General features: G+C 68.5%; 17 protein-coding genes and 2 tRNA genes. 14 read left to right on the top strand and 5 right to left on the bottom strand.

Going from position 1 to position 20,531, the window contains the following annotated elements; genetic code table 11:
- Positions 1–6 precede the first annotated feature (6 nt).
- Positions 7–333, top strand: a complete 327-nt coding sequence (locus tag E3T33_RS06950; RefSeq protein ID WP_092323760.1) for a hypothetical protein — start codon at positions 7–9, stop codon at positions 331–333.
- 111 nt (positions 334–444) lie between these two features.
- Here E3T33_RS06950 and E3T33_RS06945 read toward each other — a convergent pair whose 3' ends face one another.
- Together E3T33_RS06945 and E3T33_RS06940 are read right to left on the bottom strand one after the other, a co-directional pair.
- Complete coding sequence (locus E3T33_RS06945) at positions 445–2,004, bottom strand: SDR family NAD(P)-dependent oxidoreductase (protein WP_134575014.1); 1,560 nt, start codon at positions 2,002–2,004, stop codon at positions 445–447.
- A 150-nt stretch (positions 2,005–2,154) separates the two neighbouring features.
- Positions 2,155–3,735, bottom strand: coding sequence for an MFS transporter (locus E3T33_RS06940; protein ID WP_241982854.1), 1,581 nt, complete (start codon positions 3,733–3,735; stop codon positions 2,155–2,157).
- 176 nt (positions 3,736–3,911) lie between these two features.
- On the opposite strand from E3T33_RS06940, the gene E3T33_RS06935 reads away from it, so the two are divergent.
- From E3T33_RS06935 to E3T33_RS06915, 5 genes are read left to right on the top strand one after another with little or no spacing between them, the layout of a single operon-like run.
- A complete protein-coding gene (locus tag E3T33_RS06935; protein ID WP_134575012.1) occupies positions 3,912–4,583 on the top strand; it encodes a DsbA family protein in 672 nt (223 codons plus the stop codon).
- 13 nt (positions 4,584–4,596) lie between these two features.
- Positions 4,597–5,085, top strand: a complete 489-nt coding sequence (locus tag E3T33_RS06930) for a ribose-5-phosphate isomerase (protein WP_092323765.1) — start codon at positions 4,597–4,599, stop codon at positions 5,083–5,085.
- Positions 5,086–5,087: 2 nt separating this feature from the next.
- Positions 5,088–6,125, top strand: coding sequence for a DNA-formamidopyrimidine glycosylase family protein (locus tag E3T33_RS06925; RefSeq protein ID WP_092323766.1), 1,038 nt, complete (start codon positions 5,088–5,090; stop codon positions 6,123–6,125).
- Complete coding sequence (locus E3T33_RS06920; RefSeq protein WP_092323767.1) at positions 6,122–6,757, top strand: FMN-binding negative transcriptional regulator; 636 nt, start codon at positions 6,122–6,124, stop codon at positions 6,755–6,757. Before E3T33_RS06925 ends, E3T33_RS06920 begins: the two co-directional genes overlap by 4 nt.
- A complete protein-coding gene (locus tag E3T33_RS06915; RefSeq protein WP_092323769.1) occupies positions 6,754–8,232 on the top strand; it encodes an amidohydrolase in 1,479 nt (492 codons plus the stop codon). The genes E3T33_RS06920 and E3T33_RS06915 overlap by 4 nt, the downstream gene beginning before the upstream one ends.
- A 154-nt stretch (positions 8,233–8,386) precedes the next feature.
- Here E3T33_RS06915 and E3T33_RS06910 read toward each other — a convergent pair whose 3' ends face one another.
- Positions 8,387–9,919 carry a hypothetical protein gene (locus E3T33_RS06910; RefSeq protein WP_134575011.1) on the bottom strand — a complete coding sequence of 511 codons (1,533 nt, stop codon included), beginning with the start codon at positions 9,917–9,919 and terminating at the stop codon, positions 8,387–8,389.
- A gap of 864 nt (positions 9,920–10,783) precedes the next feature.
- A tRNA-Gly gene (locus E3T33_RS06905) sits at positions 10,784–10,857 on the bottom strand.
- Between the two features lie 173 nt (positions 10,858–11,030).
- Between E3T33_RS06905 and E3T33_RS06900 the strand changes: the two genes are divergently transcribed.
- From E3T33_RS06900 to E3T33_RS06875, 6 genes are all read left to right on the top strand, one after another.
- Positions 11,031–11,107: transfer RNA gene (locus E3T33_RS06900), tRNA-Pro, on the top strand.
- 46 nt (positions 11,108–11,153) lie between these two features.
- Complete coding sequence (gene tig / locus E3T33_RS06895; protein ID WP_166784427.1) at positions 11,154–12,542, top strand: trigger factor; 1,389 nt, start codon at positions 11,154–11,156, stop codon at positions 12,540–12,542.
- A gap of 214 nt (positions 12,543–12,756) precedes the next feature.
- On the top strand, positions 12,757–13,356 hold the full coding sequence (locus E3T33_RS06890; RefSeq protein ID WP_092323798.1) for an ATP-dependent Clp protease proteolytic subunit: 600 nt from the start codon (positions 12,757–12,759) through the stop codon (positions 13,354–13,356).
- A 27-nt stretch (positions 13,357–13,383) separates the two neighbouring features.
- Entirely contained in the window at positions 13,384–14,067 is a 684-nt protein-coding gene (locus tag E3T33_RS06885; RefSeq protein ID WP_277870630.1) for an ATP-dependent Clp protease proteolytic subunit, read from the top strand.
- A 134-nt stretch (positions 14,068–14,201) separates the two neighbouring features.
- Positions 14,202–15,482 carry an ATP-dependent Clp protease ATP-binding subunit ClpX gene (clpX, locus tag E3T33_RS06880; RefSeq protein WP_092323799.1) on the top strand — a complete coding sequence of 427 codons (1,281 nt, stop codon included), beginning with the start codon at positions 14,202–14,204 and terminating at the stop codon, positions 15,480–15,482.
- A gap of 98 nt (positions 15,483–15,580) precedes the next feature.
- Complete coding sequence (locus E3T33_RS06875; RefSeq protein WP_347233198.1) at positions 15,581–15,976, top strand: hypothetical protein; 396 nt, start codon at positions 15,581–15,583, stop codon at positions 15,974–15,976.
- Between the two features lie 36 nt (positions 15,977–16,012).
- Here the strand turns inward: E3T33_RS06875 and E3T33_RS06870 are convergent, their stop codons facing one another.
- Positions 16,013–18,079: a M3 family metallopeptidase gene (locus E3T33_RS06870; protein ID WP_134575010.1), complete on the bottom strand. Its 2,067-nt coding sequence runs from the start codon at positions 18,077–18,079 to the stop codon at positions 16,013–16,015.
- A gap of 42 nt (positions 18,080–18,121) precedes the next feature.
- On the opposite strand from E3T33_RS06870, the gene E3T33_RS06865 reads away from it, so the two are divergent.
- Positions 18,122–18,955, top strand: a complete 834-nt coding sequence (locus E3T33_RS06865) for a class I SAM-dependent methyltransferase (protein ID WP_134575009.1) — start codon at positions 18,122–18,124, stop codon at positions 18,953–18,955.
- Between the two features lie 8 nt (positions 18,956–18,963).
- Positions 18,964–20,403: an AMP-binding protein gene (locus tag E3T33_RS06860; RefSeq protein WP_134575008.1), complete on the top strand. Its 1,440-nt coding sequence runs from the start codon at positions 18,964–18,966 to the stop codon at positions 20,401–20,403.
- Positions 20,404–20,531 lie beyond the last annotated feature (128 nt).

Raw genomic sequence — 20,531 nt, 5'->3', positions numbered from 1 at the left:
GCATTCATGTCGAACGGCGGCGAATACACGGGCTCAGCGACGCGGCTTCCGGCCGGGCAGACGCATCCCGGCGGGATCGTGCCCGACCATCGGGATGCCGCGGGTGTTGCGACCGTCGCGGCGAATACCCGGGTGGCGGCCATCACCGGGATCGTCCTGGGCGTGATCCCGGCGCTGTCGCTGATCGGACTGATCGTGAGCATCGTGGCGCTCGCCGGGTACCGGAAGGCGGGCGCGAGGCCGACGCTCGCCATGATCGGCGTCGTCGTCAGCGCGCTTGTCCTCCTCGGATTCGGCGTGTACCTGCTCATGCCCGGGGCGATCGGGAGTTGAGTTGCGGAGAAAGTACCTTCCCGAGCGAAATGAAGGTACTTTTTCCGCAACTCAACCCGGGCGGGCAGCTGAGCGCGCGCGGGCGGGTGAGGGTGCCAGGGAGGCGCGGGTCTACCAGGTGCCGGGCTTGTAGTCCTTGAGGAAGACACCGCAGAGGTCCTCGCCGGCCTCGCCGCGAACGATCGGGTCGTAGACCCGGGCCGCGCCGTCGACGAGGTCGAGGGGGGCGTGGAAGCCCTCCTCGGCGAGGCGGATCTTGGTCGGGTGCGGGCGCTCGTCGGTGATCCAGCCGGTGTCGACGCTGGTCATCAGGATGCCGTCGGAGAGCATCTCCTTGGCGCTCGTGCGGGTGAGCATGTTCAGCGCGGCCTTGGCCATGTTCGTGTGCGGGTGTCCCGGCCCCTTGTAGCCGCGGCCGAAGACGCCCTCCATCGCGGAGACGTTGACGATGTAGGTGCGCCTGGCGGGGGATGACGCCATCGAGGCGCGCAGGCGGCTGACCAGCAGGAACGGCGCGGTGGTGTTGCACAGCTGCACCTCCAGCATCTCGAGCGGGTCGACATCCTCAATGTTGGCGGTCCAGCTGTTCACGTCGTGCAGGTCGGGCACCAGCCCGCCGGCGTCGATGGCCGTGCCTGCCGCGAGGCGCTCGAGTGAGGACGAACCGGGCGCAAGGGCCAGGGCGGTGAGGTCGTCCGCGGTGAGCGCGCCGGCCCCGGCGGCGGCCGCGGCGAGGATGGGGTGGCTGCTGACCGAGGCGGCCAGGGCAGACGGATGCGCGTCGTTGGTGTGCCCGAAGCTTACGATCTCGGGGATGGTCCCCTCCGGCAGTGGCGACGACTCGGCTTCGACCAGCGGCGAGTACGACCCGGCGGAGCGGCGCACGGTCTGCGCCGCGTTGTTGATCAGGATGTCGAGCGGCCCCTGCGCCGCGACGGAGTCGGCCAGGCCGATCACCTGGGCCGGGTCGCGCAGGTCGATGCCGACGATGCGCAGGCGGTGCAGCCAGTCGGACGCGTCGGGCATGGCGCTGAAGCGGCGCACGGCGTCGCGCGGGAACCGGGTGGTGATGGTGGTGTGCGCGCCGTCCCGGAGCAGGCGCAGGGCGATGTACATGCCGATCTTCGCGCGGCCGCCGGTGAGCAGCGCGCGCTTGCCGGTGAGGTCGGTGCGGGCGTCGCGCTTGTCGTGGCTCATCGCCGCGCAGCTCGGGCAGAGCTGGTGATAGAAGGCATCGACGAGGGTGTACCGCTGCTTGCAGATGTAGCAGGGGCGGGCGACGAGCAGCTCCCCGGCCGACGGCTTGCTCGTGCCGAGGCGCAGCTGGGCGCCGACGGTCTCGTCGTCGATGCGGGTGGGGGCGCCGGTCGCCGTGGCCGCGATCACGTCACGGTCGGCATCCGCGATGGCCTGGCGCTTCTCGGAGCGGCGCGCGACCTTCACGGACTTGAACATCTTCGCGGTGGCCTGGCGCACGGTGACGAAGTCCGGGTCTTCCGGGTCGATCGTGGTGAGCTGCGCGAGCACCCGCAGGGCAACCTCGAGGTCGGCCGGGTCGATGCCGGGGGTAATGCCGGGGGCGTCGGGAGTGCTGGGGGTGCCGGGGGTCGGCGCCGTCGACTGAACGGGCCCGGCCGAAGGCACGGTGTCGGTGGCAGGCACAGTGGTCATCCGTCAATTCTACGGCGGGAGCCTGTGAGGCCCCGCCGGGCTGCACCCTCCGGCCGTATGCAGGCCCCGGCATGCCGAAACGGACATGTGTTGCCGGCGTACCGGCAACACATGTCCGTTCGAACGACTCTCAGTGAGCCGGCCCGGTGGTTAGACCTTCGCGGGCTCGGCATCCTGCACGTCGACCACGTCAACGGCGCTGGTGGCCGCTTCGTAGGTGTGGTCGAACGGCATGTCGTCCATGTCGAGCATCGGGTTCTCGTCCTGGCCTGCGACGAGTTCGCGGGCTTCGGCGTCAGACGTCACGCTGGGCATGGAGCCGAGCAGGGGGCGCTGGGCCGTTTCCTTCATGAAGTAGATGGTGATTGCTCCGATGACGGATGTCCCCATCAGGTAGTACGCCGGCGCCATGTCGTTGCCGGAGGCCGCAATGAGGGCCGCGATGATGAACGGGGTCGTTCCTCCGAAGATGGCGACGGAGAAGTTGTAGGCGATGCCCATTGCTCCGTAGCGGCTCTCGGTGGGGAACAGTGCCGGCAGCGCCGACGCCAGGTTGGCCACGTAGAACGTCACCGGGAAGGCGATCAGGGCGAGGCCGAGCAGCGTGGTCCAGATTCCGCCGATGTCAATCAGCAGGAACGCCGGGATGGAGAGGAAGACCGCGCTGATGGCGCCGATCCAGAGCACCGGGCGGCGTCCGATCTTGTCGGACAGGCGACCGGCCAGCGGGATGCAGAGCGACATGATGACCAGGATCGGGATCGTCAGAAGCGTTCCGTGGAACTCGTCGTATCCCTTGTTCGCCGTCAGGTAGGTCGGCATGTAGGAGGTGAGCGCGTAGCCGAGCGTGTTGGCGGAGGCCACGAGGACCATGGCCAGCACGATTCCGCGCCAGTAGGCCTTGAAGATCGCGAGCGGGCCCTTGGCGGCGGGGGCATCGTCGACCTGCGGGTCGTTCGCCGCGATGTCCTTGGCGTCCAGGGTGGCCTGGAAGGTGGGCGATTCCTCGATCTTCATCCGGAAGTAGATGGCGATGAGGCCGAGAGGTCCGGCGATCAGGAACGGGATGCGCCAGCCCCAGTCCTCCATGACGTCCTGTCCCAGGGTGACCTGCAACACGGAGACGAGGGCCGCACCGATGGCGAAGCCGAGGTAGCTGCCCATGTCGAGCAGGCTGGCGAAGAAGCCCCTGTGCTTGTCAGGAGCGTGCTCGCTGACGAAGGTGGTGGCGCCGGCGTACTCGCCGCCGGTGGAGAATCCCTGGATGACCTTGGTGAACACCAGCAGGGCGGCGGCCAACATGCCGACCTGGGCGTACCCGGGCAGCAGGCCGACGGCGAAGGTGGAGACGGCCATGAGCATGAGCGTCATGGACAGCACCTTCTGGCGGCCGATTCTGTCGCCGAGCCAGCCGAAGAAGACGCCACCGAGGGGGCGGGCGATGAACGTGGCCGCGAAGGTTCCGAGCAGGAAGAGCGTCTGCACGGTCTTGTCGGCCTCGGGCAGGAAGACCGGGCCCATCGTGGTGATCAGGTAGCCGAAGACACCGACGTCGTACCACTCCATGGTGTTTCCGACGATCGTTCCGCCGAGGGCCTTCTTCAGCCTGGGGTGGTCAACAACGTTGACGTCGGACACCTTGAGCCGGCGCCGCAGGAGCGGCTTTCTGGTTTTTGCGGCGGCGCTTGTGGCACCGCTCAGAGACGTGTTTGTACTTCGGTCAATAGGCAATATGTTCTTCTCTCGTGGAGGCCATTTGCGTGAGACCTGTAGCGACCCGTGGTCGGGAAAATTTCGACTCATTTTCGGGCAAGCTTTCAATTTTAGCCGATGATCGGCCAAAACGATATTCCGGATACGGATTTGACGGGGTTCGGGCACCCATAAGCGCCGCCTAGTCTGGACATATGGCTGATTCGATAGAGTTCTGGTTCGACCCTTCCTGCCCCTGGGCATGGGTGACTTCACGGTGGATGGACGAGGTTGCCGAGGCGCGACAACTCGACGTCACCTGGAGCGTCATGAGCCTCGCGGTGCTCAACGAAGACAAGGACGTCAGCGACGAATACCAGGCGTTCTTCCCGCGGGCGCTGAAATACACCCGGCTGGTCCAGGCCGCCCAGGAACTGCACGGACAGGAGAGCGTCAGGGCGCTCTACGCCGCCCTCGGTGCCCTGATTCATCCGGGTGGCCAGACCGACCCCGACGAGGTCATCCCGGCGGCGCTCGCCGAGGTGGGGCTGCCGGCCGCCTTCGCGGCCTACGCCGACAGCGACGAATTCGATGTGGCCATGCGCCTCAGCCACTTTGAGGGCATCAGGCGGGTGGGCCACGAGGTCGGGACGCCCATCATCGCCGTGGGTGACGTGGCCTTCTTCGGGCCCGTGATGTCGCCGGCGCCGACCGGCGCGCAGGCGCTCGCGCTCTGGGACGCGGTGGTGGTGGCCGCCGCCTTCGACGGGTTCTTCGAACTCAAACGGAGTCGGACCCATGAGCCGATCTTCGCCCCGCTGCCACCCCGCCCCGCCGTCCAGCCCGCTGCCTACCCACCCGCTGCCAACCAACCCGCTTCCAACTAAATAGAATTCCCCTATGCGCATCCACATCGCCACCGACCACGCGGGCCTGGACTTCAGCCGGCACCTCATGAAGCACCTGACCGCCGCCGGCCACGAGGTCATCGACCACGGGCCGCAGAGCTACGACGCACTCGACGACTACCCGGCGTTCTGCATCAATGCCGCGCAGGCCGTGGTGAACGACCGGGCCGGCGGCGTTGCAGCCCTGGGCGTCGTGTTCGGTGGATCGGGCAACGGCGAGCAGATGGCCGCCAACAAGGTGCGGGGCGCTCGCGCGGCCCTCGCCTGGAATCTCAGCACCGCCCGGCTCGCGCGTGAGCACAACGACGCCAACGTCATCTCCATCGGGGCCAGGCAGCACACCGTCGAAGACGCGACGGATTTCATCGACGCGTTCATCGCCGAGCCGTTCTCCGGGGACGAGCGGCACGCGCGGCGGATCGCCCAGCTCGGGGAGTACGAAACGACCGGGCGGATCGCCGGCAAAGACATCGTGGCCTGACCGTGCCCGAGGGTCATTCCGTCCACCGGATCACGCGCCAGTTCGCGCGTAACTTCGTCGGCAAGCCCGTGCGCGTTTCTTCACCGCAGGGCAGGTTCGTGGCGGGGGCGGAGCGGCTCGACGGCCATGTCATGACGGATGCCAAAGCCGTCGGCAAGCAGATGTTCCTCGAGTTCGACAACGGGCTCTGGCTGCGCATCCACCTGGGCATGTACGGCGCGTGGGACTTCGCCGGGGACATCCTGATGGATGCGACCATCGCGTCGGCCAACGGCCGGATGGGGCAGACCAACCAGCGCGGCACCGAGCTGGATGCAGGCCACGGCGCCGTGCTCGATTCGGCCGGGGAGAACTCCATGCACAGCATCGGTGCTCCCCGCCGCACCCGGGTGCGGATGGCGGAGCAGGAGAAGGAACTCGGCGCCGTCGACACCTTCCCGCCGGAGCCCGTCGGCCAGGTGCGCGTGCGCCTGCTCACCGACACCGTGTCGGCCGACCTCCGCGGGCCGACCGCGTGCGAGGTTCTCGACCCCGGCCAGGTGGACGCCGTGATCGCGAAGCTCGGGCCCGATCCGCAGCTCGACGACGGCCAGGCCGCCGAAGACCGGTTCACGACCACCGTTCGCCGCAAGCCCACCCCGATCGGCCAGCTCCTGATGGACCAGAGCGTCGTGGCCGGCATCGGCAACGTGTACCGGGCCGAGCTGTTGTTCCGGGCCCGGATCGACCCGCACGCGCCCGGGAAAACCCTCAGCGACGACACGGTCCGCGCCCTCTGGCGGGACTGGGCGCACCTGCTCGCCATCGGCGTCAAGACCGGCCAGATGATGACGATGGACGACCTCGGCGGCGACGAGTACGTCCTGGCCATGAGGAACCGGGCGGACCGGCACTGGGTCTACAAGCGCGAAGGGCTGCCCTGCCGCGTGTGCGGCACGCACATCTCCCTCGAAGAGATGGGGGCCCGAAAACTGTACTGGTGCCCGTCCTGCCAGCGGCCCTCGGCCGCAGCGATCGACCTGGAAAGCGGAATGCGATGAGACAGAACCCCAGCTTCGTGCTCGGCGAAACCGCCGAGATCAAGAGATTGATCAGGGATAACCCGTGGGCCACGATCATTAGCCATACCTCGGCCGGCGAACTCGTGGCCTCGCACTACCCGGTCATCCTCGAGGAGTCCGCCGAGGACATCGTGTTGCTCGGGCATGTGGGCCGCCCGGACGAGCAGCTGCACGAGCTCGGTTCTCATGAGCTGCTCGTGGTCATCCAGGGCCCGCACGGTTACATCTCGCCCGGCTGGTACGACGCGTCCGGGGCCGTCCCCACCTGGAACTTCATCACGGCGCACCTGTACGGCACGCCTGAGCTGCTCGGCGCCGAGGAGAACCTGCGTGTGCTCGAGGAACTGGTCGACCACTTCGAGGAGCGGATGCCTGAGCCGCGCCGGATGAACGGCACGCCGGTCGACGCCGCGTATGCGGCGCGCATCTCGGCGGGAACGATGGGTTTCCGCCTGAGGGTCACCCGGCTGGTGGCCAAGAACAAGATGAGCCAGAACAAGCCGGCCGAGACCGTTGAACGCGTGATCGCGGAGCTCGAGGGCGATGGGCCGTACGCGAGCGCGGCCCTGGCCACCGAAATGCGGCGCGTGCACGATCGGCTCGGCAGGTGACGGTTTCCACGACGCTCCTGCTGCGGAACGGCCGCCTCCCGGGCAGCGACGACGTCGTCGACATCGAAATCGTCGACGGCGTGATCCGGCGGATCGGCTACACCGACCCGGGCCACGCGTCGACGCACACGGTCGACCTGGGCGAGCGGTGGGTCATCCCGGGTCTGTGGGACAACCACGTGCACTTCAGCCAGTGGGCGCAGACGGCGCGGCGCCTCGATGTCTCGGCCGCGGCATCCGGCGCCGAGGCGGCCGTCTCGGTCGCCGGGCGCATCCCCTCGGTGCCGGCCGGGGACACCCTCGTCGGGTTCGGATTCCGCGACGGGCTGTGGCCGGCCGCGCCCGGCCTCGAGGTGCTCGACGCCGTATCCGGGGCCGTCCCGGTCGTGCTGGTCAGCGGCGACCTGCACAGCTGCTGGCTGAACTCTGCGGCGCTCGCGCGGCACGGATTCGCCGGCCACCCCACGGGGCTGCTCCGGGAAGAGGACTGCTTCGCCGTCGTCAACGCGCTCGGCGCGGTCGCGGACGAGGTGATGGACGGCTGGGCCGATGAGGCGGCCCGGGTCGCGGCATCCCGCGGCGTCGTCGGCATCGTCGACCTCGAGATGACCTGGAACCTCGACACCTGGCGGCGCCGGATCGCCGCGGGCACGGATTCGCTTCGGGTCGAGTTCGGCATCTACAGCCAGGACCTGCCGCGGGCGGTGGAACTCGGCCTGCGTTCCGGCGCTCCGATCGACGGAACCGGGGGACTGCTCACCGTGGGCCCGTACAAGGTGATCACCGACGGGTCGCTCAACACCCGCACGGCGTACTGCCTCGACGAGTATCCCGGCCTCGAAGGCACCCCGGATGCGCACGGGCTGCTCACGGTGCCGCCCGAGGAGCTCGTCCGGTTCATGCGGACCGCGACGGAGGCAGGCATCCGCCCGGCCGTGCATGCCATCGGCGACCACGCCAACAGCATGGCCCTGGACGCGTTCGAGCAACTCGGCTGCGCGGGCAGCATCGAACACGCGCAGCTGCTGGCTACCGCCGACATCGAGCGCTTCGCCCGGTTGGGCGTGGTCGCCAGCGTGCAACCGGAGCATGCCCTGGACGACCGCGATGTTGCGGACCGCTACTGGGCCGGCCGCACCGGCCGGGCCTTCGTGCTGGCGAGCCTGCTGGAGGCCGGCGTCGAGCTGGCGCTCGGCTCCGACGCCCCGGTGGCGCCCCTCGACCCCTGGGTGAGCATGGCGGCCGCCGTTGGGCGCGCCACGGAGGGTCGCGAGCCGTGGCACCCCGAGCAGGCGATCTCCCGGCAGGCGGCGCTGGCAGCGTCCGCGCGCGGGCGGCACCAGGTCGCGGTGGGGGACGTCGCCGACCTGGCGGTCTGCGAGGTCGACCCGTTCACGGCATCCGTCGCCGATCTGCGGCGGATGCCCGTCGCCGCCACGCTGCTCGCCGGCCGCGTCACCCACACCACCCTCTAAATCCCCCCACACACTCCCCGCGAAACCGCAGTTGTGCGCGTTATCCGGGTCTTTTAGCGCGCACAACTGCGGTTTCGCGGGGGAGGTGGGTGGGTGAACGGAAGCGCCCCGACCTCGAAATCGAGGCCGGGGCGGGAGTCAGGCGTGCAAGTGCCTAGTGGCGATGCCCTGTGCCGGTCCGGGCGCCGAGATGGCGTCGGTGGGCCCAGACCTCACCGGGGGTCAGGCGCCGGTGCTCCGCGTGACGGTGTGACGGCCGAGTCGCGCTCATCGGGGCCGGTTTCGCCCCTCGCCTCCTGACCGCGACCAGGACGGCAGCGCCCGCGAGGAAGAACAGCAGGGCGAAGAGTCCCATATTCTCTGCCTCGACACCCGCCGAGGCGAGCACGAGCGTTGGCGTGACGGCCGGTTTCGCTGCGGGCGCGGCTTGCGGCAGCACGCCCGTGGGTGGGTCGGTCACCGGGATGTCCACGACCGTCGGCGGGTCGGTGGCGGGATCAGGGTCGGTGACGGGATCCGGGTCGGTCCCGGGACCAGGGTCGGTGACGGGATCTGGGTCGATCACCGGATCAGGGTCGGTGACGGGATCAGGGTCGATCACCGGATCCGGATCGGTGAGGGGGCAGGGCTCGTTGTTCACCGGGAAGTCCCAGTTCACCGTGGCCCATTCCTCGCCCTCGTAGCCCAGTGTGAAGCCGGGCAGGGCCGTTGCCGTGACGACGACCACTGTTGTGCCCGTACCGTCCCCGGAGCGCTCCTGGCTGTAGATGACGCCGTCCTGGGGCTCGGGAAGGTCCACGGTGTCGTTGTCGGGACCGCAGGCATCCGTTGCCGTCGGCGGCAGCGGCACAACCTTGACCGGGTTCGGTTCTTCGCCGCCGTCTGGTCCGTCCCCGCCACAGTCGGCGGGCTCCACCGGGGTGAAGGACCAGGCCGAGGTGCGCGGGATGACCCATCCCTGATCTGCCACGGCAGTCACGGCGTAGGGAACGCCGAACTCCAGGCCCGCGGGCTCGCCGGAGAAGGAATCTCCGGATTGGTCTCCCCAGGCCCAGGAACCGTGGTCGAAGCCGGTCAGGGTCAGAACGGCCGGCGCATCGCACACCGCGTCGGTGAAGTGCGGCGGCGGCGGCGTGAGCACACCCGGGGAGACCACGCACGGAACGTCGGTGAGGCCGAAGTGCCACTCCGTTTCCGTGCCGGCCGGGAAGGCATAGTTCGCGGCAGCCGTCAGGTAGACATCCCCGCCGCTCCCGGAAAAGCTGTATCCGGTGCCGTCGGCGGGAATGACGATCAGGTCGTTCTCGGTTCCGCATTCGTCGACCATGGAGGCGCCGGGCGGCGTGACGACGATCGGGGCGGGCGGGGGCTGCACGGGGAGCACGCATCCGTTGGCCAGGACCTGGGCTCCGGTGGCTCCCCAGCCGAACAGTGCGGTGAGATTCTTGCCGGGGTAGGAGCCGAACGCCGGAATGATGTCGGCTTCGTGCAGATCGTGGCCCTGCGTGATGATCGCGTGCATGTCCAGCGGCGGCATTGCCTGCCAGCCGTTGGCGGCCGTGCTGGGAGGGGTGGCGTGGCACAGGACGGCCTGGAGGCCCACCGCGCTCGCCGGGGCCGCTGCCCCGGCTATTGCCAGGCCCACGGCCATCAGTGCGGCCGTGCAGGCCGCGAATAGTCTCTTCATTGGATTCTGACCTCGCAAGGAACTCGGGTGTGGCGTGATGCAGCGGCAGAGCGAGCGACAGGTGGGGTCAGGGCGCGACAAACCGGCCCGGCCACCGGATCGTGCTTCCGGCGGACTCGTCCGACCCGCGCCGAGATAACCCCGGCAGGCTCCCGATTGGGTGGGGACTGCGGAGCTGTCGATTGCGTGGATTACTGTCCGCGAAGGGCGGAGCGCTCTGGCTCGCGCCTGGCGGACCGCGCAGATCCCGCGCAACGGCGATCGTGTTCGTGGTGGGCACCACGAACGGAACTGTCTTACCGGGCGCCGCCGGTCAGGGCGCGGCCCTGTGGTCGCAGAGCGGAGTCCGCGCCTGGACGTGCCGGCGCAGGGGGCACGGGCCGATGCCGGCCGACCTTGGAGGATTGGATCATGGCGTGACTCTCCTTTCGGGTAAGAGTTAGGTCACGCGCATAGCAAAGCAGTCCGCGTCACCGGCCGACAAGGCATCAAGGCCCCCCAAAGTGAGGGNACGACCCGTGACGGGGTGCGCGAGCGAGCGAGCGGGACGCGCTGATCCCTCGAACTGGGCTGATCCCTCGAACTGGGGGGGGGGTGAGGATCACTCTGGTTGCCTTGTTGAGGAAGCAGAGCGCCGTACTGTGCTGTGGCGAACAAGCACTCCTTGCCCGAGGGGAGAAGCGCAGCTCGTCCTGTCCGCAGAGGTTGGGCGAAAGCGCGCCCGCGTCGTCCGTTGAGTTGCGGGGAAAGTACCTTCCCGCGGCCCATGAAGGTACTTTGTCCGCAAGTGAGCGTCAGTGCGGAGTCCCTGCCCATGCGCGCCAATCTGCTCCGCGAGGAGGTCGACGGAAAGGCCGGCACATCTGGAGGGGATGACGGGAATCGAACCCGCGCCATCAGTTTGGAAAACTGAGGCTCTACCATTGAGCTACATCCCCAGGGCCCGTCGCCGGGCACTCAAATAGCGTAGTACACGTTGACGGGCGCTCGCTGCACGTCCCCGCGCCGGGACGTGCGGAGCTGTGCACTAGACTTACCGAGGTCAATCGGCGTGCCGTGAGGATGTTCCTTGCGTCAAACCGAAGGGCCCCAACGGGTTGAGATGGCGATCCGGGGCGTAGCTCAGCTTGGTAGAGCGCTCGGTTTGGGACCGAGAGGTCGCAGGTTCGAATCCTGTCGCCCCGACCATCACCCCCCACACACGCAATCGTTCAAAACACAGGAGAGTCCCCACGTGAAGTCAACGGTCGAAAAGCTGAGCCCCACGCGCGCCAAGCTCACCATCACGGTGACGCCGGAGGAGCTCAAGCCCAGCATCACCCACGCCTACGGTCATATTGCCGAGGGCATCAACATCCCCGGATTCCGCAAGGGCAAGGTTCCGCCGGCAATCATCGACCAGCGCGTCGGCAAGTCCGGCGTCCTGGAGCACGCGGTCAACGAAAGCCTCGACGGCTTCTACCGCAAGGTTGTCGAAGAGCACAAGCTGCGCCCCCTGGGCCGCCCGGAGGCCGACATCGTCGAATGGCCGAGCGACAAGGACTTCTCCGGAGACCTGCTGCTGGCCATCGAGGTTGACGTCCGCCCCGAGATCGAGCTTCCCGACTATAAGGGGCTCACGCTCACCGTCGACGCCGTCGAGGTGTCCGACGACGAGGTCACCGAGGAGCTCGACAAGCTGCGCAGCCGCTTCGGCACGCTCGTCACCGTCGAGCGTCCGGCCAAGACCGGCGACTTCGCCCAGATCGACCTGGTCGCAACCATCAACGGCGTCGAGGTCGACACCGCCAGCGGCATTTCCTATGAGGTCGGCTCCGGCGACCTGATCGAGGGCATCGACGAGGCGCTCGACTCGCTCAGCGCCGGCGAGACCACCACGTTCAACTCGAAGCTCATGGGCGGCGACCACGAGGGCGAAACCGCCGAGATCGTCGTCACCGTCTCGGCCGTCAAGGAGCGCGAGCTTCCGCCCGTCGACGACGACTTCGCTCAGATCTCCAGCGAGTTCGACACCGTGGCCGAGCTGACCGAGAGCCTCAAGGTGCAGGTCGAGCGCTCGAAGGCCTTCGGCCAGGGCAACCAGGCCCGGGAGAAGCTCATCGAGCAGCTCCTCGAATCCGTCGAGGTCCCGATCCCCGCCGCGATCATCGAAGACGAGGTGAACCGTCACCTCGAGGGCGAGAGCCGCCTCGAGGACGACGAGCACCGCGCCGAGGTCACCGCGTCGAGCGAGAAGACCTTCCGCCAGCAGATCCTGCTCGACACGATCGCCGAGGCCGAAAAGGTCCAGGTCAGCCAGGACGAGCTGACCCAGTACCTGATCCAGGGCGCGAGCCAGTACGGCATGGACCCGAGTGAGTTCGTGCAGGCCCTGAGCAGCAACGGCCAGATCCCGTCGATGGTGGCCGAGGTCGCCCGCAACAAGGCGCTGGCCATCGCGCTGGGCAAGGCGACGGTTGTCGACTCGAACGGCAAGGCCGTCGACCTGTCCGAATTCAGCGCGGTCGAGGACGACGACACGGCAGCGGATGCCGCGGCGGACGAGAACGCCGAGGACGAGAACACCGAGGAGCCGGTCGAAGCCAAGGCCAAGCCGAAGAAGAAGGCCGCTGCCAAGAAGTAGCACGCCACGCACGCACGCACGCGCGCTAGCGAGCGAGCGCCTACGGGCCGGATGTCACTGGACATCCGGCCCGTTCTGCGTCTGAAGCACCGTCGGAGTCGCATGGCCGGCCGGGTCGGTGGGCGCGCGTAATCTGCCGAGGGCGAACAGAGCCGTTCTTCGGGCCGGGCTCCTATAGATTCATTCTGAAGCGACAAGCGAAACGGAGCGCGACATGGCCGATATGACACCGACACCCGGCGTATTTGACCGACTGCTGAAAGATCGAATCATCTGGCTCGGCTCAGAGGTCCGTGACGACAGCGCCAACGAGATCTGTGCCAAGATCCTGCTGCTGGCCGCCGAGGACCCCAAGCTCGACATCTACCTGTACATCAACTCCCCGGGCGGATCGATCACCGCCGGCATGGCGATCTACGACACGATGCAGTTCGTGCCGAACGACATCGTCACGGTGGGCATCGGCATGGCCGCCTCGATGGGCCAGCTGCTCCTCACCTCGGGCACCAAGGGCAAGCGCTACATCACCCCGAACACCCGTGTGCTGCTGCACCAGCCGCACGGCGGCTTCGGCGGAACGGCCAGCGACATCCAGACCCAGGCCCAGCTCATCCTCGACATGAAGAAGCGCCTCGCCGAGATCACCGCGGCCCAGACCGGCAAGACGGTCGAGCAGATCAACGCCGACGGCGACCGCGACCGCTGGTTCAGCGCCCAGGAAGCCCTCGAATACGGTTTCGTCGACCATGTCCGCGAATCCGCCACCGACGTCGCCGGCGGCGGCGGCACCGTGGCCGCGGACACCACCAAGTAGCCCACCGAACCGAAGAGGAAGAAAACCATGACCATCCCCACATTCGGTGGAACCGCATCCAGCTCGCAGGGCGGCCCCGCCGCCTCGATGCCGGATTCCCGGTACATCCTGCCCACGTTCGAGGAGCGCACGGCCTACGGCTACAAGCGCCAGGACCCCTACGCCAAGCTCTTCGAGGACCGCATCATCTTCCTCGGTGTGCAGGTGGATGACGCTTCCGCCGACGACGTCATGGCCCAGCTTCTCGTGCTCGAGAGCCAGGACCCCGACCGCGACATCGTCATGTACATCAACTCACCCGGTGGCTCGTTCACGGCCATGACGGCGATTTACGACACGATGCAGTACATCCGCCCGCACATTCAGACGGTCTGCCTCGGCCAGGCGGCGTCCGCGGCCGCGGTGCTGCTTGCCGGCGGAACGGCAGGCAAGCGCCTCGCCCTCCCGAACGCGCGGATCCTCATCCACCAGCCGTCGGTCGGCGGCTCCGGAAGCGGCCAGGCCTCGGACATCGAAATCCAGGCCGCCGAGATCATGCGCATGCGCGTGTGGCTCGAGGAGACCCTCTCGCACCACTCCAACAAGTCGGTGGAACAGGTCAACAAGGACATCGACCGCGACAAGATCCTGGGCGCGGCCGAGGCCCTCGAGTACGGCCTGATCGACCAGGTCCTGACCAGCCGCAAAAACCTGCCGACACTGGTCAAGTAGACGCGCCACGCTGTGCCGAAACGGCGCGCCCGCCTTCAGGGGGGCGCGCCGTTTCGCTTTGGGCACGGCGTGCACGCGGTGTCACAGGCACAGGCTAGGCTCATTGCTAGCGACACCGATGGAGGAGGCTACAGATGGCCCGAATAGGCGAAAGCGCCGACCTGCTGAAGTGCTCCTTCTGCGGAAAGAGCCAGAAGCAGGTCCAGCAGCTCATTGCGGGTCCGGGCGTCTACATCTGCGACGAGTGCGTCGAGTTGTGCAACGAAATCATCGAAGAACGACTGGCCGAGGCCGGCTCCGAAGAGGGCAGCGGCGACTTCGACCTCCCCAAGCCCAAGGAGATCTTCGGCTTTCTCGAGGAATACGTCATCGGCCAGGAGGCAGCCAAGCGCGCCCTCGCCGTTGCGGTCTACAACCACTACAAGCGGGTGCGCTCACGGGCGACGCTCACGGCGGCCGACGCCATCCGTGACGACGTCGAGATCGCCAAGTCCAACATTCTTCTCATCGGTCCCACGGGCTGCGGCAAGACGTACCTGGCCCAGACGCTCGCCAAACGCCTCAACGTGCCCTTCGCCGTGGCGGATGCGACGGCCCTGACCGAGGCCGGCTACGTCGGCGAAGACGTCGAAAACATCCTGCTCAAGCTGATCCAGGCGGCAGACTACGACGTCAAGCGCGCAGAGACCGGCATCATCTACATCGACGAGATCGACAAGATCGCCCGCAAGGCCGAGAACCCCTCGATCACCCGCGACGTGTCCGGCGAGGGCGTGCAGCAGGCCCTGCTGAAGATCCTCGAGGGCACCATCGCGTCGGTTCCGCCGCAGGGCGGCCGCAAGCATCCGCACCAGGAGTTCATCCAGATCGACACCACGAATGTGCTGTTCATCGTGGCCGGCGCGTTTGCCGGGCTCGAAGACATCATCTCCTCGCGGGCCGGCAAGAAGGGCATCGGCTTCGGCGCCCCGCTGCACAGCAAGGGTGACGACGTCAACCTCTTCGGCGAGGTGCTCCCGGAAGACCTGCACAAGTTCGGCTTGATCCCCGAGTTCATCGGGCGTCTTCCCGTCGTCGCCACGGTCACGCAGCTCGACCAGGTCGCTCTCATGCAGATCCTGACCGTGCCGAAGAACGCGCTCGTGCGCCAGTACCAGCGCATGTTCGAACTCGACGGCGTCGAGCTCGAATTCGAGCAGCCCGCCCTCGAAGCGATCGCCGACCTGGCCGTGCTCCGTAAAACGGGTGCCCGCGGCCTGCGCGCGATCATGGAAGAGGTCCTCGGGCCGATCATGTTCGAGGTGCCGTCCAGCACCGAGGTGGCCCGCGTCATCGTCACCCGCGAGGCAGTGCTCGACAATGCGGAGCCCACGATCATTCACCACAAGGCCCGGCGCGAAGAGAAGTCCGCCTAACCCGCGACCCGAGGGCTCACCCGCCCGCCCGGCCTGACGGCACCCCGTCCCGGGACCGCACGCCGTGGAACATCGCCGAGCGCAACGCGGATGACCGGGTGATCCCGGTGTTCAAGCGCCTGATCGAGGTGCGCGAGCGACTCGTGCCGTACCTCGCCGAGCAGTCTCGCCGCACGATCGCCACGAGCGCGCCGCTGATGCGGGCCCTCTACTTCGACCACCCGCACGACGAGAACGTGTGGGCGCATCCGCTGCAGTGGATGCTCGGCGACGACCTGCTCGTCGCGCCCGTGCTCGAGGCCGGCGCAACCGACTGGACGGTGTACCTGCCGGCCGGCGACTGGGTGGATGCCTGGACCGGGGAGACCCTGGCCGGCGGGCGCACGGTCAGCCGCCCGGTTCCGCTGGACGAGCCCGGTGTACTGCCGCGCCGCGTCGTGGGCGTCGCTGCGCGCCGTCTTCCCCTCCCGCGAAACCGCAGTTGTGCGCGCTAAAACGCCCGAATAAGGCGCACAACTGCGGTTTCGCGGTTAGTTGAGGCCGCGGCGGTCGAGCAGGGGCTGGATGATCGCGTCGCGGCCGCGGAAGTCGCGGTAGGCCTCCAGGGGGTCCATCCGGCCGCCCACGCCGAGCAGGCGGTCGCGGAAGCGGTCGCCGTTCTCCCGGGTGAGGCCGCCGTTCTCGGTGAACCAGTCGACCGTGTCCGCGTCGAGCACCTCGCTCCAGATGTACGAATAGTAGCCGGCGTCGTAGCCGCCGGAGAAGGTGTGCGCGAAGTACGTGCTGGCGTACCGGGTGGGCACGAGCGGGTTGTCGAGGCCGACGGCGGCGAGGGCGGATGCCTCGAACTCGGCAACATCCGTCACCACCGCGTCCGCGTCGATCCGGTGCCACGCCTGGTCGAGCAGGGCCGCGGCGAGGTACTCGCTGGTGGAGAAACCCTCGTTGAACGTGGACGAGGCGTGGATCCGGTCGACCAGGTCCTGCGGCATCGGCTCACCGGTTTCGTGGTGGCGGGCGTAGTTCGCCAGCACCTCCGGCTGGAGCATCCACATCTCGTTGACCTGGCTCGGGAACTCGACGAAGTCGCGGTACACATTCGTGCCGGAGAATTTCGGGTAGGTCACCTGGGCGAACAACCCGTGCAGCGCGTGCCCGAATTCGTGGAAGAGGGTGTTCACCTCGTCGAAGCTGAGCAGCGTGGGCTCGCCGGCGGCGGGCTTGGCGATGTTCATGTTGTTGCAGACGACGGTGGGCGTTTCGAGCAGCGCCGACTGGGAGATGAGCGGGTTCATCCAGGCCCCGCCGCGCTTCGAATCGCGGGTGTAGAAGTCGCCGATGTACAGGCCGACGGGGGAGCCGTCCTCGTCGGAGACCTCGAAGACCCGGGTGTCCGGGTGCCAGGCGACGAGGTCGGGGCGCGGAGTGAAGGTCACGCCGTAGAGCCGGGTGGCCGCGTGGAAGACGCCGTCCTGCAGCACCCGCTCGAGCTCGAAGTAGGGGCGCATGGCGGCGGTGTCCACGTCGAACGTGGCCTGGCGCACCTTCTCGGTGTAGAACGCCCAGTCCCAGGCGGCGAGCTCGAACCCCTCGCCGGAGCCGTCGATGATCTTCTGCAGCTCGGCCTGTTCGGCCCGCGCGTTCCGCGCCGCGGCCGGGGCGAGGCGCCCGAGCATCTCGGCCACGGCATCCGGATTCTTCGCGGTCTCGTCGGCCGTGACGAAGGCCGCGTGGCTGTCGAAGCCGAGCAACCTCGCCCGCTCGGCGCGCAGGCGCGAGATCTCCAGGACAAGTTCGCGGTTGTCGTGCGCGCCGCCACGGATGCCGCGGGCCGCGGAGGCCGACAGCAGCCGCTCCCGAACCTCCCGGTTGGTCAGGCTCGCCAGGTACGGGTGGGAGGTGGGGAGCACGAGGCTGATCAGGTAGCCGTTCAGCCGCCGCTCCTTCGCGGCCTCGGCGGCGGCCGAGATCTCCCCGGCCGCGAGGCCGTCCAGCTGGGCGACATCGTCGATCAGCACGGCGAGTTCGTTGGTGTCGGCCAGGAGGTTCTTCTCGAAGCGCGTCGTCAGCGTCGAGAGGCGCTTGTTGAAGTCGCGCAGCGCGGCCTTGTCCTCGTCGGACAGGCCGGCCCCGGAGAGGGTGAACTCGGTGTGGTACCGCTCGACCAGGTACAGCGATTCGGCGTCCCGGCCCAGCTCTTCGCGCTGCGCGTGCACGGACGCGATCCGGGCATAGAGCCCGGGGTCGAGCCGGATGGCGTCCTCGTGCGCCGCGAGAAGGGGCGCGAGTTCCTCCTCGAGCGCGTTGGTGAAGTCGTTGGAGTCGGAGGAACTCTTGTTGAAGAACACCGCGGCGACGCGCTGGAGCGTCTGCCCGCTGCGCTCGAGCGGCAGCAGCGTGTTCTCAAAGGTCGGCTCGTCGGGGTTGGACACGATCAGCGCGATCTCGGCGAGCTGCTCCGCGATGCCGTGGTCGAACGCCTCGCGGTAATGCTCGTCGCGGATGTCGGCAAAGGGCGGCAGCTGGTAGGGGAGCGTGCTCGGAGCAAGAAAGGGGTTCACGGAGGAGTTCACGGAGGAGTTCACGGAGTCAGCCATGCGACCACCCTAGTTGGGCCGCCAGTTGAGTAGGCTCGGGTCATGACCGACTCGCCCGAACGCCCGGAAACGGCGCCGCGAGACCAGTACACTCACGGCCACCACGAGAGCGTGCTGCGCTCGCACACCTGGCGCACGGTGGCGAACTCCGCTGCGTACCTCATCCCGCATCTGGAACCCGGCCTGACCCTGCTCGATGTGGGCTGCGGCCCCGGCACGATCACGGTCGACCTGGCCCGCAGGCTGGCCCCCGGCCGGGTCGTCGGCGTCGACGCGTCGGCGGAGATCATCGAGCATGCCGCCGGCCTCGCCTTCGACAAGGGCGTGCGCAACGCGGGTTTCCAGGTCGGCGACGTCTACTCGCTCGACTTCCCCGATGAGTCCTTCGACATCGTGCACGCTCACCAGGTGATCCAGCACGTCGCGAACCCGGTCGCCGCCATGCGCGAGATACGCCGGGTGCTCCGGCCCGGCGGAGTCTTCGCTGCCCGGGACGTCGACTACGGGGGAGTGATGTACTACCCCAAACTGCAGGGGCTGTCGGAGTGGATGACGGTCTACCGCGACGTGCACTACTGGAACGGCGGCGACCCGGACGCCGGGCGCGCGCTGAAGGCATGGGCCCGCCTGGCCGGATTCTCCGCCGTGGAGAGCAGCGCCTCGATCTGGTGTTTCGCCAACGCGATCGAACGCGAGTGGTGGGGCGAATCCTGGGCGGTGCGGGCGACCGAATCGAGCTTCGCAACCCACGCGATCGAGGCCGGCGTGGCCGACCTCACCGAATTGCGGGCGATGGCGGCCGCCTGGCGCCAGTGGGCGGCGGACCCGGACGGCTGGTTCGGCATGCCGCACGGCGAGATCATCGCGCGCAAGTAACGGACACCATGCCCTTCGTCGATCGGCTCGAATACTGGGCGCGGGTGCAGCCCGACGCCACCGCCGTAGAGGTGGCCGATGACCGCCTCAGCTTCGCCGAGCTGCGCGACCGGGCGGCATCCCTCGTCGCTGCCGCCGGTGAGAACCCGGCGCTCACCGCACTCTGCCTGCCCAACGGGACCGAGTTCGTCGTGCGCTTCGCGGCCGCCGTGGCCGGCAGCGGAGTCTGCGCCGTGCTGGACCCCGGCTGGCCGGATGCCCAGCGCGCGGCCGTCGAGGAGCGCCTGCGTGAGTTCCGCCCGGGGCCGCCGCCCGCCGACACCGGTACCGCCGACGCCGGTACTTCCACCACCGAGCTCGCGGACGGCCCCGCTGACGACGTCTTCCTGCTCGGCTTCACCTCCGGCACGACCTCCCTGCCCAAGGCCTTCACCCGCTCCCGCCGGTCCTGGCAGCGCTCCTTCGACCACGGCACAGCGTTCTTCGGCCTCACCCGTGCCGACCGCACGCTGGCCCCCGGGCCGCTCTCGTCCAGCCTCACCCTCTTCGCCCTGGCCGAATCCCTGCACACCGGGGCCGCGTTCTTCGCCCTGCCGAGCTTTGACGTCGGAGCCGCCGTCGCCTGCGTCACCGCCCGAAGGATCACCCGGATCGTGTCGGCGCCGGCCGCCCTGCGCCTGATCAGCGAGCGAGCCGTCGCCGCCGGCGCAGACGGAACAACACTCACCGGTATCGTCAGCGCCGGCGCGAAACTGGACGCCGCCACACTGGCCCTGGTGCGACGCTGGGCCCCGAACGCGACCGTCTTCGAGTACTACGGCGCCGCCGAGCTCAGCTTCGTCAGCGCCTCGGCGCTCCTCCCCGGCGACGAGCCCGATCCGTCGGCCACCGCCGTCGGTCGCGCCCTCCCCGGCGTCGGCATCCGCATTCGCGATGACGAGGGCCGCGAGCTGCCCGAGGGGGAACCGGGCACGATCTCCGTGCGCAGCCCGCTGGTCAGCGACGGTTACGCCTGGGGAGATGACGGGGAGGCCTTCCGGCGGGACGGCGACTGGTGCACCGTCGGCGACCAGGGGTTCCTGGACGCGGACGCCGTGCTGCACCACCTGGGCCGCCGCGCCGACATGGTCGTCACCTCCGGCCACAACGTGTACCCGCACGAGGTCGAAGCGGCCCTGCAGGATGTCCCCGGCGTGCGCACGATCATCGTGACCGGCATCCCCGACCGGCACAGGGGAAGCAAGCTGGTGGCCGCGGTGATTGGCGGCGACGAGACGGATGCTGCCGGCCTCCGGACGGCCGCCGCCTCCCTGCTCGCCGCGCCCAAGCGCCCCCGCGCCTGGTTCTCCCTCGCCGAAGCGCCGGTCACCGCCGCCGGCAAGATCAGCCGCCGCATGCTCAGCGACTGGATCGCGGAAGGGGACGACCGTGTCCGGCCTCTCCGGTAGCGGCGGCGACGGCGCGCCCGCCGGCGTGCACGACACCGACGCGCGGGCAGTACGCCGCAACGCGGGTGATGCGCCGCCCGCGCAACGGCGCGCCGCCCGCGCAGCTGGAAACCTCACCGGCGCGGCCC

This window comes from Cryobacterium sp. TMT1-2-1, from assembly GCF_004403955.1.
Taxonomy (GTDB): Bacteria; Actinomycetota; Actinomycetes; order Actinomycetales; family Microbacteriaceae; genus Cryobacterium; species Cryobacterium psychrotolerans.
The sequence above is the reverse complement of the archived record's forward strand: the minus strand, read 5'-3'. Positions and strand labels throughout refer to the sequence as shown.